This is a genomic window from Martinezella multihospitum (genome assembly GCF_900094585.1).
Lineage (GTDB): Bacteria > Pseudomonadota > Alphaproteobacteria > Rhizobiales > Rhizobiaceae > Rhizobium > Rhizobium multihospitium.
In genome coordinates this window covers 1077379-1091501 of the sequence record NZ_FMAG01000001.1, presented here as the reverse complement: position 1 = coordinate 1091501, position 14123 = coordinate 1077379, and the positions used below count along the sequence as shown (strand labels likewise).

At 60.8% G+C, this 14123-nt stretch carries 10 protein-coding genes; 3 read left to right on the top strand and 7 right to left on the bottom strand.

Annotated features, from left to right (window positions below; translation table 11 throughout):
- The first annotated feature begins 38 nt into the window (after positions 1 to 38).
- A complete protein-coding gene (locus GA0061103_RS04940) occupies positions 39 to 923 on the top strand; it encodes a GNAT family N-acetyltransferase (protein WP_245304657.1) in 885 nt (294 codons plus the stop codon).
- 121 nt (positions 924 to 1044) lie between these two features.
- Here GA0061103_RS04940 and GA0061103_RS04935 read toward each other — a convergent pair whose 3' ends face one another.
- From GA0061103_RS04935 to GA0061103_RS04925, 3 genes are read right to left on the bottom strand one after another with little or no spacing between them, the layout of a single operon-like run.
- Positions 1045 to 2598 (bottom strand): hypothetical protein, encoded by a 1554-nt coding sequence (locus GA0061103_RS04935; protein ID WP_092707606.1) that lies wholly within the window; start codon positions 2596 to 2598, stop codon positions 1045 to 1047.
- Positions 2599 to 2657: 59 nt separating this feature from the next.
- Positions 2658 to 3761, bottom strand: a complete 1104-nt coding sequence (locus GA0061103_RS04930; protein WP_245304656.1) for a glycoside hydrolase family 5 protein — start codon at positions 3759 to 3761, stop codon at positions 2658 to 2660.
- A 26-nt stretch (positions 3762 to 3787) separates the two neighbouring features.
- A complete protein-coding gene (locus tag GA0061103_RS04925; protein ID WP_092707604.1) occupies positions 3788 to 5950 on the bottom strand; it encodes a GumC family protein in 2163 nt (720 codons plus the stop codon).
- Positions 5951 to 6193: 243 nt separating this feature from the next.
- Here GA0061103_RS04925 and GA0061103_RS04920 point away from each other — a divergent pair, with 243 nt between their 5' ends.
- Both GA0061103_RS04920 and GA0061103_RS04915 read left to right on the top strand, forming a co-directional pair.
- Positions 6194 to 7606, top strand: a complete 1413-nt coding sequence (locus GA0061103_RS04920) for a lipopolysaccharide biosynthesis protein (RefSeq protein ID WP_167376522.1) — start codon at positions 6194 to 6196, stop codon at positions 7604 to 7606.
- The gene (locus tag GA0061103_RS04915; RefSeq protein WP_092707601.1) at positions 7603 to 8745 is read left to right on the top strand and encodes a glycosyltransferase family 4 protein; all 1143 of its coding nucleotides are present in this window, start codon (positions 7603 to 7605) and stop codon (positions 8743 to 8745) included. Before GA0061103_RS04920 ends, GA0061103_RS04915 begins: the two co-directional genes overlap by 4 nt.
- On the opposite strand, the gene GA0061103_RS04910 is transcribed toward GA0061103_RS04915, so the two are convergent.
- From GA0061103_RS04910 to GA0061103_RS04895, 4 genes are all read right to left on the bottom strand, one after another.
- Positions 8698 to 10164 (bottom strand): glucosamine inositolphosphorylceramide transferase family protein, encoded by a 1467-nt coding sequence (locus GA0061103_RS04910; RefSeq protein WP_092707599.1) that lies wholly within the window; start codon positions 10162 to 10164, stop codon positions 8698 to 8700. The two genes, GA0061103_RS04915 and GA0061103_RS04910, sit on opposite strands and share 48 nt — an antisense overlap.
- Before the next feature lie 198 nt (positions 10165 to 10362).
- Positions 10363 to 11247 (bottom strand): intradiol ring-cleavage dioxygenase, encoded by an 885-nt coding sequence (locus GA0061103_RS04905; protein WP_092707597.1) that lies wholly within the window; start codon positions 11245 to 11247, stop codon positions 10363 to 10365.
- A 7-nt stretch (positions 11248 to 11254) separates the two neighbouring features.
- Positions 11255 to 13009: an FAD-dependent oxidoreductase gene (locus GA0061103_RS04900; protein ID WP_092707595.1), complete on the bottom strand. Its 1755-nt coding sequence runs from the start codon at positions 13007 to 13009 to the stop codon at positions 11255 to 11257.
- A complete protein-coding gene (locus GA0061103_RS04895; protein ID WP_092707593.1) occupies positions 13002 to 14117 on the bottom strand; it encodes a branched-chain amino acid ABC transporter permease in 1116 nt (371 codons plus the stop codon). The genes GA0061103_RS04900 and GA0061103_RS04895 overlap by 8 nt, the downstream gene beginning before the upstream one ends.
- Positions 14118 to 14123 lie beyond the last annotated feature (6 nt).

Here is a 14123-nt window from a genome sequence, read left to right as displayed (position 1 = left end):
GCACGAATTGCTGTATCGGTAATATTGTGGGGTTGACGATGGCAGTTTTAGGCGCATTTCCTCCTGGACTTACTTGCCGGCCGATCGAAGAGAGCGACTGGGAAGGCATCATCGATTGCCTCCGCAGAAACTTTCCGACGCGCGACCGAGGCTATTGGGAACGCGCCGTCACGCGCATGGAAAAGCGGCCTTTCGTGCCCGACCTGCCAAAATACGGCTTCGTCCTGGATATGTCCGGACGCATCGTCGGCGTCTTGCTGGCGCTCTATTTTCGGCATGAGGGGCTGGAGGGCGAAGAGCTCCGCTGTAATCTGTCGAGCTGGTCTGTCGATCCGGAATACCGTGCTTTTGCCGGCAAGATGGTCATCGCGGCGCTGAGACGAAAGAACGTGACCTTTATCAATGTTTCGCCGGCGCCGGGAACCATCAAGGTCAATGAGGCACTCGGCTTCCGCCGCTATGCCGATGGACAGCTTGCTTTCCTGCCGATGCTGAGTGTTGCGAGACGTCCGTACCGCGTGCTCGAAGCCCTCTCCGATCTTCCCGAAATGTCGATGCTCTCGCAGGGCGACAGGGAGATCCTTCTCCAGCATGCGGCGCTCGAATGCCTGTCGCTGATTTGTGTCGACGGCGACAAGGCATTTCCCTTCGTATTCAAGACGCGCCGCATCGTCCATGGCATCGTTCCGAGTGCCCAGGTGATTTACTGCCGCACGCCCGAAGAACTCGGCCGGTGCGCCGGCGCGCTCGGCCGCCATCTCCTGCGAAAAGGCATATTCCTCTGCGTCGTCGACGCGAACGGGCCGGTGCCGGGACTCGTCGGACGCTACTTTGCCGGAAGCGGGACCAAGTATTTCAAAGGCCCGAAGCCGCCCTCACTCGGAGACCTGACATTCACCGAGCTCGTCATCTTCGGTTTCTGATCCTGAGAGAGGACCGACGCCGGGCTTTTGGAGTTTCCGCAAGGCTTAGGCACATTCCAATCGTGCTATTCGTTCCCTTGGACGAACGGCGCCATGCGGGCACGATTGAAGATCGACCGAGTCATAGTTGCCGCGACGGCATATGTTCGCCCGACTGGCTGAGCACACCTCGCGACATGCCGAGCGCACGCCAGCGCGTACCAAAGGAAACACCGACAAGCAGAAGGCAGAAGCCAAGCGCCAGAGGCGAAAAGAACGCTTCTTCCTGCAATACCGCATTGGACGCGATCGTGACGACCGCGACGAAAGCGAAGAGAAAATCCGGGTTGCCGCTGGCAATCAGCTGCTTGCGCGCAGATAGGGCCAGTGCGGCAAGAAAACCGAAGAAGACGAAGCTGCCCACGCCCATCTGGTAGAGCATGACGCCGACCGCGCTTTCGACGGGGACGGAGGCAACACCCTCATCCTGCGCTCGGTCCCAATCCAGATTGAGACTTGTACTCGAAAGATTGCCGCCGATCCCCAGGCCCTGGCCGAGCGGATTGTGCAGGAACTCGCGAACGCCCGCAATCAGGCCGAGAACATGGTAATCTCCATGCGTCGCACCGAAAAGGATGGCCGCGACCGTCCAGACGATGGCCAGCGTGACAACTGCAAGCAACGTCAGTTCCGCACGCGAAGGGCGATAGATCAACCGAGCGCCGATCGCCACCAGCAGCATGAACGTCGCACCCTTGGAACCGATGACGAGCAGCAACGGCAGCGCAGCAATCGGCAGCAGCCAGCGTCCTCTGAAGAGGAGCCAGGCGGACATGATGCTGAGCCCGTAGGCATAGCTGATGGGATGAAAGTTCGGACCGCCATTGCGGAAGATCGGCGGAAACAGGTCACTGAACAGCTTGATGTTGAAGAATGTCGTCATCATCGTGTCTTCGATACCGCGAAGCACGAAACCGGTCTCTCTCAGCTTCTTTTCCCATACACCGGCCTCGATCTGAGCCTTCAGGCCACGGTGAATATAGAGATCGCCGTGAAACAGGCTCAGGAAATCCATCCGGAAGATCTGCTCCAGATAGCCGTATATGATGGCAATGGCGCAGAGCCAGAAAATGCCCTTGCGCAGGTCGATGGGATAGAGACTGGCTGCCAGAATCGCGATGTGGAAACATGCAAGCGGCGTGATCGTATTGCGGAAATAGATGACGGCATCCTTCGGTCCGCCGTGAACAGCCCCAAGCGCCAGATAGAAACAAACAATGCCACACAGCATGAAGCTGAAGATCAGCCAGGGCCGCAATTCTGTCAGAGCCCGCGCGCGGTACTGGAAAGAAGCCATGACGAAAGCGCCGAACGCCGTCATCAGGATGACGAAATTGGCGCCGCGCAGCGCATCGAACGTATTGTGATCGGGCACAAAGGGGGTGAACCAGGCGACCACGAGGTTCTGGTAGAGAAAGGAACAGGCAATGACGATCGGGATGCAACCGGGCTGAGCGATGGACAGGACGAGCGTCAAGGCAAATGTCGCCGCTACCCCAAAAGGCGTCCAGACGGCGAAGGCCGAAACGGAGGCGATGACCGCGAGAATGGCGATGCAGAGATGGAAGACCGCGTCCGAGCGCAGCGAACTCACGCCTCCCGCCCCGAAGCCGGCGCGACCTCCCGTAATGCTCATCGCCAAACTCCATTCGTCCGCATCAGTTGTCGTTCCGCGCTGCCATATTCCTCGGCATTTCAGCCTCCGCCACGGCCATCCAGAAGTGCCGCCATCATGCCGTCGTCAAAACCCTCGGTACTGCGCCGGCTCTTGATGATGCCAAAACCCTGATCGAGCTCCCAATAGGCCCAGCCGACCTGATTGGCCTCTGCCGCTTGCCGCACGGCCCGAACCCAGAACCTGCGGCTTTCGGCGGTGACACAAAAGTTGAGCACCCCAAACTCATTCATCATGACAGGGCAGTCATGCGTCTCGGACCAGCGCCTCAACCTCACGAATTCGGAGGCAATCGCCGCTTCTGTCCAGGGCGTCGCCAGTTGTTCCTCGATGAGGTTTGCGGCCTGCTCATCCCCGTCGGCACGCAGCTTGTCGATGCTCTCCTGCACGAGAGGCGTTTCGATGGTAGCCGGAAAGGGCAAATTCGAAATCCGCGCAAGCGGAGATGCATCCCAGGTCTCGCATTGATGGGTGAAGGCCGTGGGCGCATAGAAATGAATGGCGGCGATCTGGTTATCGTCGGCGAGAGGCGGCGTCTCGCCTATTTCCCAGATGCCCTGAGAGGGCGATGGCCCCCAGATCAGCGTATGGCTCGGGCATTTTGATCGCACGACCTCGGCAAGCCTATCCCGCAGTTGCAGCCAGGCGTCACTCCGCATGGGCGGCTCATTCAGGAGCTCCGGATAGACCTTGTCACTCGGGAGGTTCGCGACAACGCTGCTTAATGCCATCCAGGCTTCAGCCGCCCTTTGCGAACCGGCCTCGAAATCCTGACGGAGAGCCGTGTGCAGACTTTCAGAGGGATGCATGTCTGCAAGGACGGAAAAGCCTAGCCGATTGAGATCGGTCACGCCAGCTTCGATGCGACGGAGCGCGGCCGTGTCAGTTGCTGACAAAAGATCGCCATTGATCGGCAAGCGGATGGTTTCAAAGCCCGTTTGGCGAAGCTTTTCGAGCACCGGCTCGCTTGGCGCCACTCCATCGTGGCTATCGAACCATCCAGGCAGATTGATGCCACGCGAGGGTACGATGGGCTTGGCTGCCGCACGCGCCGCGCCGGCAGCCGGAAGGGCAGCCAGAATGGAGCTGCCTGCCAGTTTGAGAGCGCTTCGGCGTGATATCATCGTCGATCGCAAGCCGCGTCCCACGTTCATCCCCTTGCAGAGATTCGATCGCCCTGCCCTCCATCGTCAGCCGATCGGATGGGTCGCACCACCTGGCTACGGCGCGTATCGATGTTCTCCGGCGCGATCGTCAGCGTGGCGCTGCGCGCGATCTGATCGGCGTCGAGCCGTTGACGAAGCATGTTGGCGATTTCCGCCGCTTCCTCGGCGGGGCTGAGCGCAAAAAGCAAGAGATCCGCTTCAGCGAAAAGCGCTGGGTCCCAATTGCCATCGACGATGGAAGATCCCATCAGAAGCACGAAATCGAACGAGCCGGCAGTGGCCACTATATCGTCGAGGCCAAGGCACACCGACGGTTCCGAATTCTCGGCGACGGGCCTATGGTACACGATGGTCCGCAGGCCGCTCGCCCCGCTGATGAAGACGCCGTTACCGCTGCGCGCTGGCGCCCCCAAGCCAGGCAGGTCTCCGAACTCGACCACGAGCACATTCTGTTCGGCCTGTTGGAGGCCGAGGCCGACCATCGCGCCCGCAAGTCTCGCCGCCAGCGGCGTGTGAAGCGAGGAGACCAGCAGCACATACGGCTTCGGATGCTCCCTCAGATGCCGAATGATGCGCCGCATGAGCTGCAGCACATCACGCGAAAAGGCTTCGTTTCCGGCCTGGAAAAAGCGTCTTCGCATCGCGCGGATGCTGAGATAGGCGCCGACACCGGCAACGCCCGGAAGCCGATACTCTCCAAGATCGACGGGCGCCGGCTCCGTCTTTGCGATTTCCGGCGAAGGGTCTTTATGGGGCTCGACGTCGAGGAGGCTGCGTCTTATGGGGCTCGTTGGATCCTGTTCCGGCTGATGTTTGGGTCCGCGCACCAGGGCAAGACCACAGCCGATGATAAGACCGAACGCAGCGCTGACCGGCAAGAGCAGCAGCGGCTTCGGCCAGGTCGGCTGCACCGGCGGAGCGGCGGCGCTGATCACCCGCGCCTCCTGCAGCTGCAGGCCCTGCATTTGCGATGTCTCCTCGGCGCGCTTCAGGAAATCGTCGAGGACCGTGCGCGCCGCCTTCGTCTTCGCCTCCAGCTGCCGCAACTGCACCTGCGCGGCATCCGAGCTTTCCAGCCTTTGGCGGAGGTCGTCGAGCTTGGTCTGCAACGTTGCAACGTTCTGAACGGCGAGATCGGACTTCGCCTTCAATTCCCGCGTGATGCGTTGCGCCTCGACGGCCATAAGACCCTGCATCCTGTCCAACTCGGATCGCAGTCTTTTAATGATCGGATGACGCGGCTGGTACATGGCCTCGTAATTGGCGAGATCGGCTGCCCGCTGATTGTAGTTTTCGCGAAGTTTGACCGTGGCTTCGGAGGAAAGGATTTCCGAGAGCTTGGCAAGCCCGGCCGGCGAAGTGCCTGCGGCGACCGCCTGAGCATATTTATCCTTGGCCTGATCGGCCTCACTTCGCGCGCCGATCAGCTGATCCGTAAGCTTGTCGATCTGGGACTGAAGCGTGCCGCCCGCGGAAGCATCGAGGATCTGATGCGAGACCTTGAAATCTCCGACTTCCTGCTCGGCATCGCTGACGTTCTTCTGAAGATTGCCGATCCGGCTCGCAAGCAGGGAATTCACGTCGCTGTTTGCAGTCTCCCGCTCACCCGACAGACCGGCCCTATAACGATTGACGATGGCATTGGCGATCCGCGCCGCCTTGTCGGAATATCGAGACGCGAAACTGACATCGATGACATAGGTCAGCCCAGCGCGTTCTACGGTGACGGCGCGCTGGAAATTCTTGAAGATCGAATCCTTCGTGGGATGTGACGCCAGACCGATACGCGACAGGAGACCGCCGTTTGCAAATTCGGGATCGCTCTCGATATTCTCGCTCTCAAAGACCTTCATCAGCAGATCGCGCGATTCAATGACGAACACCTGGCTTGCGATTGCCGCGCTATCGCTGCCGATGCCGGGCAGAACATTGTTGAGGTTCGTCGCGCGCGGATCGCGCGGATCGATCATGACGGAAGCTGTCGCGGTATAGCTCGGCTTTGCCACGGCAAGGTAAGCGAGCGTCAGGAGAAGCACGGCAACGGTACACGCCAACACGGTCAGCCAGCGCTGCCAAAGGATGGTCCACACGGCACCGACATCGAACAGCGGCGGAAGCGAGCGCTCGTCAATGTTAAACGGCTTCATCCTGTTCCTCTCCGCGTGCCGCGGATCTCCGGCTCATCGCACATCACTAAATTCAGTATTAGTGAATAATGTTAATCATCCGTTGAATTTACACCAGAGCGTGTGATCGACTTGAGACATCGCAAGTAACCATGTTGCGACTTCGTTCTGGCGCAAGCATCAGTACTTACGATATTAGAGATACATTCTATTTCAGGCATTGCAGGCCATTCGGTCGACAGCAATCAACACAGGATCAGGGCGTTGGGTGAGAAAGCTGGCAGCAGCGATACTTTATCGGCCGAAACGCCGACGCCCGCGAGCAACCTGCGCTTGTCGATCGGCGCGCTTGCCAGGAGCGGCGCCGTTGCCGGTGCCATCAAGCTCGCCAGTGCCGGCCTTTCGTTCCTGATGTTCGTTGCGGTCGCCATGACGACCGATGAGCGGCAGTTCGGTCTTTATAGCGCCGCCTATGCCGGAGCGAGCCTGGTTTCCTTTTTCGCAATAGTCGGCCAGCAAAGCGCAGTGCTCAGGTTCTGGCCGCAATATGCCGGCAACAACGATCTGAATTCGGCAAACGGCATGATGGCCCGCTCCATCCTTGTTGCGCTTGCCGGGCTTGCAAGCTTCAGCCTGGTCATTCTCCTTATCGGCTTTTTGCCATTCGCCGGCAGGCAAACGCCGGAATGGCTCGCGATCTGCGTGGCAACCATGGTGCTGGCCTTCGCGCTCGGCTGGTCGGAATTCGTGGCTTGCGCCCTTCGCGCCAAGAATGCGCTCATCTTCGCGCTGCTGCCGCGTGACGTCCTGTGGCGGGCAGTGGCAATCCCCGTCTTCGTACTTGCCCATGTCATGCAAATGAAGATGAGCGCGGTGACCGCAACCTACCTGACAGCCGGGTTGCTGCTCCTCATGATCGCTCCACAAACATTCGTGCTTTTTCGCGACACGATCCGCACGCAGCGCGGCCCGCTTACGAAAGAACAGAAGGATGAATTCAAGACGGTGACGTTCGGGCTCTGGGGCGTCACGGCGCTGCCGCCTGCGCTCAGTCAGGCGAGCACCTTGCTTGTCGCGGCCATTCTCGGCCCCGAGGCCGCAGGCGCGATTTTCGTCGCGGATCGAACGATGCGGCTGGTCGTCCTCGCGCTCAACGGCATCAACCAGGCGCTGGCGCCGCAGATCTCGGCCGCCTTCTACACCGGGGACAGGGCGCATGTGCAGCGCATCACCCGCCTCGCGGCGCTCGGCGGCTTCATCATCGCCTTGTGCGTGCTGGTATCGTTCCTGATCTTCGGCGACCTGATCCTGTCGATCTTCAATCACGCCTATGCCACGCCGACGATGCAGGTGACCCTGATCATCTTCGGCATCGGCGCTACCATCGGTACCGCCTGCGGGCCAACCGAAATCCTCATGCAGCTGACAGGCCTCCAGCACGCGCTTTTCAAGCTGCTGGTCATCGTCAACACGTTCGGGCTCTGTGCAACGGCGGTGCTGACCTATTGGCTCGGCCCGATCGGCGCAGCGCTCGCCATCGCCGGCACGATCATCGTCTGGTGCGTGACCGCCGTGTTCATCGCGCGCCGCACCATCGGCATCAACCCATCGATTCTCGGCTTCCTCGCCGGCGAAGACGCCATGGCCGCCCGCTCTTTCCTGAAAGGCCGCTCATGAAAATCTTACAGGTACAGACCCAGGCGGAAGCGGGTGGAGCACAGCGGATTTCGGATATGCTCGGTGAGGGGCTGCGGGCGCGCGGCCATGAGGTGCGTACCGTCTTCATGTACAGGAAGACCGATGTCTATGACCGCGATCCATACGCGGATTTCATCCTCACCAAGCCGCCGCGTGGTTTGCCAGGCCAGATGCGGGCGGCCATTGGACTTGCCGGCTATTTGCGCAAAGCTCGGCCGGATGCAGTGATCACCTTCCAGCACTACGGCAATATTTTCGGCACCATCGGTGCGCGGCTCGCCGGCGCGAACTTCATCATCGCAAACCAGAGCGGTGCACCGCAGACAAGTGGCGTCAGAGGAATCCTGACGCAGATCGACAAGCTGATGGGTACGCTCGGCGTCTATCATGCCAATGTCGTCAATTCGCGCTGGACGGAGGCGCAGTTCGACACCTTCCCAAAAGCCTATCGGCGCCGGACGTCACGCATCGATCATGGCGTTTCCGCACCCTCGACCGCCTTCGACAAGCGGGCGGCGCGCGCCGCCTTTGGGCTTCCCCGAGAGGCATGGCTTGCCGTCTCTTCCGGCCGCATGGCGCCATCGAAAAACCAGATCGCGCTCGTCGGCGCCCTCGTCCATCTGCCTGATATTCATATCGCCATAGCCGGCACCGGTCCCGAACAAGAGTCGATCGTCGCTTTTGCTAAGGACAACGACGTCGCCGACAGGCTCCATCTCGTCGGCGAAGTGCCTCCCTCGCGCATCTTCGAATTCCTCGTAGCAGGAGACGCCTATGCTTTTTCATCATTGACGGAAACCTTTGGCCTTGCCGCCGTCGAAGCCGCCATTTCCGGACTGCCTGTTGTCACCAGCAAGCTGGATGTGCTGCGGGAAGTGCTGACGACGGACGATGGGCAAGCGGCCGCACTCTTCGTCGAAGCCGATGCCAAGAGCATGGCTGAGGGCCTTGCCCAACTCATTGCCATGCCCGAGCTTGCAGCACGGCTCGCCGCGGCCGGACGGCAACTGAAGGAACAATATTCGCCGGCGCGCATGTGCGCCGGCTACGAAGCCCTGCTTCTGTCCCGCTCACTTCCGCACGGCTGCAATCCCGTCAATAACCTCCAGTCGGCCTGAGCGATTGAGCGTATGGATTTTCGGATAAGGCCAATTGCCATGTGCCGCGATCGATTTAGGCGGCGATAGCCGAACCGTCTTCTCATCCAGCTCCAGCAGTTGCGAGATACCGAGCCCGCCACCATAGCCGAGCGTTCCGTCCTGAACCGGCAGATAGATACTACTCCCCTCGCAGACGAAAGCCCCTCCCGGGCGCGCCATGCGACGGTCGATGAGAACCGGGTTCAACACATGCGGCGTCCAGGGGCCTGCAAGTTGCGGCGCATGGAAGACCACGAGCGTATCGGAGGTGCTGCCATAGCCGTCGCGATTGGTCGCAAACAGCCATAGCTGTCCGCCATGATCGAGCAGGGTCGCATCAGAAATCTCGCCTTCGATGAGCACGGCTTCGGGAGCCCAGCGATCCGGAAACGCCGTCGCCCGATAGAGGACGAGCTGCCCGCCCGAGCTCGCCTCCGGCAGCATCCAGATCGCGCCATCACGTTCGAAGACTTGTGGATAGGAGAGATGGTATGGCTCTTCCAGCACGCATCGCGGCTCTTCTGGCACACCGTTGGCATCGAATGGCACGACGGAGATGACTGCCTTGCCTGTCGCATGCGGATAATCCTCCACGAACAGGAAAGAACGATCCTGCCATTGAAAAGGAAAGGGATCGGCATAGAAGCGATCTCCCGCATCCGGCAGCTCCAACCAACCGTCGCCAAGCTCACAGGTGCTTGCCACGCCCGGCCCATCGGTAAAACGATAGCCGACGCGCCAATGCGCATGGCGAAAGCGCGCCCGCCGCATCGCCTCCCGGCCCAAGCGCGGCAGGGCGCTGGCCGCATATGAAGATGCAAACCCCAGCATTCCAGTGACGGGATTTTCAGGCGCTGTGGACACGGGTTCGTCCATAGAGAGCCGGCTTTCGGCAAAGGCGCGAACGGTGGAAACGGCAAGCGTGATAGTACGCGCCAAGACATCTTCGACACCGAGCGAGGCGGATTCCTGCTTGTCGATCATCGGCCAGGCTCGGCCTATCACCGTCTTTCCATCCAGGACGGTCTCTATGACGGGCAAAGCGCCGGAGGCGACCGACATCGGGACCGAGAGATCCGATCGCGATCCGTCGAACCGCAACGCGATGGTCGGAATATCCGATGGCGCAGCATTGCCGGCAAGATCCAGCCGAAGTGCGGCAGGCCTGCTGCGAATGCTGGTGGGGATTTCCGACAGGGGAGCGGCGAGCGCCGGATCGCGCCGGCGGAAGATTTTTCGTTCAAGAGCCAAGGCGGCATTGACCGCTGCCGGCCATGCGTCCGACCTGGACTCATGCAAAACGGCAATGTCGTGTCCGTCCGCTTGCAGACGCGTGATCAAAATCTCCTGCCAGCGGCGCGGCGCGGATTTCGGCACGATGATATCGATCGATGGCATGACGCTCCCATCCGCCGCGGCATCGGCGAACCTTCTGAGGCCTGGGAACTACATTTATTCGGGAAAGCTTACTTTCCCGTTATACTAAGGTTGTATTGAAGAATTGCGCGTCAGTACCGGTCATGAAGAATTTCCATAAGTAAATTGGGGCGATCGCGACACCCATGGTGGAGCGCCGCGATCGCTTATCGCCTAGTTTCACTTCCGCTCCGGCGCCAGCACGAAATCTTGCTCGACCTGCCAGAACGTGCCCCGGAAACCCAGGTCTTTGGCGCGGGTGGGATCTTCGGTGAGCTTGAACTCGGCAAGCAGGCTCTCCTTGACGCCGAACACCGCATCGGAATGGATGTAGGGATCGTCGGGATCGAAGATGTGGGTCGTCAGCGTCTCGAAACCATCCGCCTTGATGATGTAGTGCAGATGCGCCGGTCGGTACGGATGGCGGCCGAGTGCGCCGAGCAATTGACCCACAGGACCATCATCCGGGATCGGATAATATTTCGGCTTCACCGCCCGGAACCAGTAATGCCCGTCCTTGCCAGTGCGGAAGACGCCGCGCAGGTTGAAATCGGGCTGGATGCCCTTCTGCTGGACATCGTAGAACCCTTCATCATTCGCCTGCCAGACATCGAGCACCGCGTTCTCGATCGGCCGGCCGTCGGTATCGAGGATGCGGCCGCTGATCACCATGTCCTCACCCTTCTGGTCGAGGCAGATATTGGCCCCCATCGGCAATTCCGGCGCGTCGGCGACGTGGAAGGGACCGAGGACCGTACTTTCCGAGGCACCCGACGGCTTGCGGTTGTTGATCGCGTCGACCAGCATCGACACGCCGAGCACATCCGACAGCAGGATGAATTCCTGCCGCCAGTCCGTGCAGGTATGACCGGTGCGGGTAAGGAAGAAGATTGCCTCCATCCACTCGTCCTGCGTCGGCTCCAGCTCCTTCACCGCCTCGTGCAGCTTGCGGGTGACGACCTCCATCACCTGCTTCAGCCGCGCATCCTTGGCTTTGGTATTGCGGCCGGTGACCACCTCGACGGAATTTTCCTCGGTGAAATAGCCTTTTTCTTCCACACTCATGGTCGCCTCACAGATCCAGTATTGTCTTTAGCACGCGACGTAGCTCGCGTTCCGGGTCGTCAACCGCCGCATCAGAGCGCCAGGCGACGTGATGGTCCGGACGCACGAGCAAGACGCCAGCATCGCGGATTTCGCGGGCACGCGCCCAGTCTCCGGTCAGATCCTGCCATTCCTGCCGCGGGCCGATCTTGTGAACGGCGATCGGCAGGCCGAGTTCTTTCGACAGCGTTTTTGCCGCCGTGACCCAGCCGTCGCCGCCGATGCCGGTCAGCACCGTGAAGACACCGTGGCCGGTGAGATCGAGGCTCGATACCTTCTCGCCGCTGTCGCTGAACAGCCAGGCGTGCGGCAGTCGTGCGCCCGGCCAGCTCGTTGGCTGGAAATGCAGCTCCGCATCCTGCTCGAAAGCGGGCTCCGGCTGGTCGTCCTTGACGACGGCGTTCGAGGCGTAGCGATGGTTCATCTCGACGCCATGCGCGTCGAACTCATAGACCTTGTAAGCAATCGCCTCGCGAATGGCCGTGCGCTGGCGTTCGGCCTCGGCGGTGTCGTTGCAGCGCGCATCCATATTCTGCTGCATCTTCACCGGATCGACGGAATCGAGCAGGCCCAGCGATTTGAAGATCGGCCCGAACTCCTCGATCGATTTATTGGCGCGGGTGACGATCTGCTTGGCGACCGGCGCGCGCTCCGCCTGATAGCTGTCGAGCAGGCCAATGCCGGCCTGACCCTTCAGCACCAGCGCGAGCTTCCAGGCAAGATTGAAGCCGTCCTGAATGGAGGTATTGGAGCCGAGACCGTTCGAGGGCGGATGGCGATGGACGGCATCGCCCATGCAGAACACCCGGCCGTTCGACATGGTGGTCGCGTACATGTTGTTCACGGTCCAGGTCGAGACGGATTTGATCTTCGGCTTGAGATCGGCAACGCCGACCAGTTCGCGCACGACTTTGGTGGCAAACGCGTCATCGACCTGCGGCGCCGGCTGGTTGATGTCGTAACCCCAGACGATCAACCATTCGTTCCACGGCCTGACCATCCGCACCAGCCCCATGCCGATGCCGCCGACATCGGCGCCAGGCTGCAGCACCCAATAAAGCACCGACGGCCGGTGGGCAACGTAGCGCGAGAGATCCGCTTCGAACAGGATGTTCATCGAACCGGCCACACCCATCTTGCCTTCGAAGGTCAGGCCGGCATGTTCCGCCACCTTGGAATTACCGCCATCGGCGCCGATCAGGAACTTCGAGCGGATCGTCAGTTCCTTGCCGGTCAGACGATCGAGACAGGTCGTCGTGACGCCTTCGGCATCTTGAACGTGGCGCAGATATTCCGTGGACATGCGCGCCTGCGCGCCGCGCGAGCACGCCGTCTTGAAGAGCAGCGGCTCCATATAGGTCTGCGGCAGGTCGTTCATATGGGCGGGCGAAGACAGCAGGTGCTCGGCGCGCGACAGCGGGTGGTTGCCCCAGCTCTGCATGCGGCCGATCTCCTCGCCGGCAACCGCCGTGCAGAAGACATTCTGCCCCATCAGATCCTGTTCGACCGCGAAGAGATAGGCCTCATCCTCGACGTCGCGGCCGAGATCGCGCAGGACCTCCATCGTGCGCTGGTTGGTAATGTGCGCGCGCGGCGTGCTCGCCAGCCAGCGATAGCGGTTGATGACCATCGGCTCGAGACCATAGGTCGCAAGCAGCGCTGATGTCGCCGAACCAGCGGGTCCCGTACCGATAATCAGAACGTCGGTGGTGATGTCAGCCATGTGGCCCTCCCTTGTCATCATGTAGCGTTGATCCGCCTCTCAGCAGGCGGCGGACCGGAAAGAGTTCCCAGCCGGTGCAGCTGGATATGAGCCCCCAGAGGCCTCGTGGCGCAAACAGCATCGTGACGATGGCAAGTGCGCCGAGCGCCAGCAGATACCAGGAGCCATAGCTCGAAAAGGCATTCTGCAGCATGAAGAAGACGAGCACGCCGACCAGCGGCCCTTCGATAGTGCCGATGCCGCCGATCACGACGATGAAGACGACATAGGCCGTCCAGTCGGTGAGCGAAAAGGCAGCATCAGGCGAAATGCGCGCCTTCTGCAGATAGATGAGGGCGCCGACCATGCCCGTCACGAAGGCGGTTGCCAGATAGACGACGATCTTCAGACGACGGGCATCGACGCCGAGCGCACGGGCTGCCGTCTCATTGTCGCGCACGGCGGCAAGGCCAAGCCCCTGCTTGCTGCGTAGCAGCCTGTAGATAAAACCGATCGTCAACGCCGTGAGCGCCAGCGCCAGCCAATAGGCAAGCGCATCCGCCGCCGCTGCCGAGCGCATGCCGAACCAGTCCTGCAGCAGCGAGATACCCAGCATGTTCTTGGTGGCTTCGCGCGGCAGCGAGGTTCCTGTTCCACCACCCAGCATCTTCCACTGGGCAAAAAGCAGCCGCCCGACTTCGGCGATGACCCACGTGCCGATAGCGAAATAGGGACCGTAAAGCCGGAAGGAGAAAAAGGCGGCCGGTGCGGCGATCAACATCGCGAAGAGCCCGGCCAGCGGAATGGCGAGGATCGGGTCGACGCCGGCGAGAATGACGAAGCCGAACAGCGCGTAGGCGCCACAGCCGACGAAAAGCTGCTGTCCCACAGAAATCAGACCTGCATAGCCGGCAAGCAGGTTCCAGCTCTGTGCCAGTGCCAGCATGGTGAGAATGAAGAAGAGATCCTGCACGACGCCGCGCGATACCAGGAAGGGTGCGGCTGCCAGCACGGCAACCACAATAAGCGAAAGAATGGCGAAGATACCGGAAAGCCTTGTGCGCGTTTCCACCCGCCAGCCCTTGGGCGCTGCGATTTCGGTCGACATTGTTTCGAAACCTGTGGTCATGGCCGC

Coding starts and splice junctions, on each gene's coding strand:
- GA0061103_RS04910 (WP_092707599.1), bottom strand. CDS start 10,164: ATGCCATCGATCGATATCATCGTGCCGAAATCCGCGCCGCGCCGCTGG.
- GA0061103_RS04900 (WP_092707595.1), bottom strand. CDS start 13,009: ATGGCTGACATCACCACCGACGTTCTGATTATCGGTACGGGACCCGCT.
- GA0061103_RS04930 (WP_245304656.1), bottom strand. CDS start 3,761: ATGATATCACGCCGAAGCGCTCTCAAACTGGCAGGCAGCTCCATTCTG.
- GA0061103_RS04895 (WP_092707593.1), bottom strand. CDS start 14,117: ATGACCACAGGTTTCGAAACAATGTCGACCGAAATCGCAGCGCCCAAG.
- GA0061103_RS04940 (WP_245304657.1), top strand. CDS start 39: ATGGCAGTTTTAGGCGCATTTCCTCCTGGACTTACTTGCCGGCCGATC.
- GA0061103_RS04915 (WP_092707601.1), top strand. CDS start 7,603: ATGAAAATCTTACAGGTACAGACCCAGGCGGAAGCGGGTGGAGCACAG.
- GA0061103_RS04925 (WP_092707604.1), bottom strand. CDS start 5,950: ATGAAGCCGTTTAACATTGACGAGCGCTCGCTTCCGCCGCTGTTCGAT.
- GA0061103_RS04905 (WP_092707597.1), bottom strand. CDS start 11,247: ATGAGTGTGGAAGAAAAAGGCTATTTCACCGAGGAAAATTCCGTCGAG.
- GA0061103_RS04935 (WP_092707606.1), bottom strand. CDS start 2,598: ATGAGCATTACGGGAGGTCGCGCCGGCTTCGGGGCGGGAGGCGTGAGT.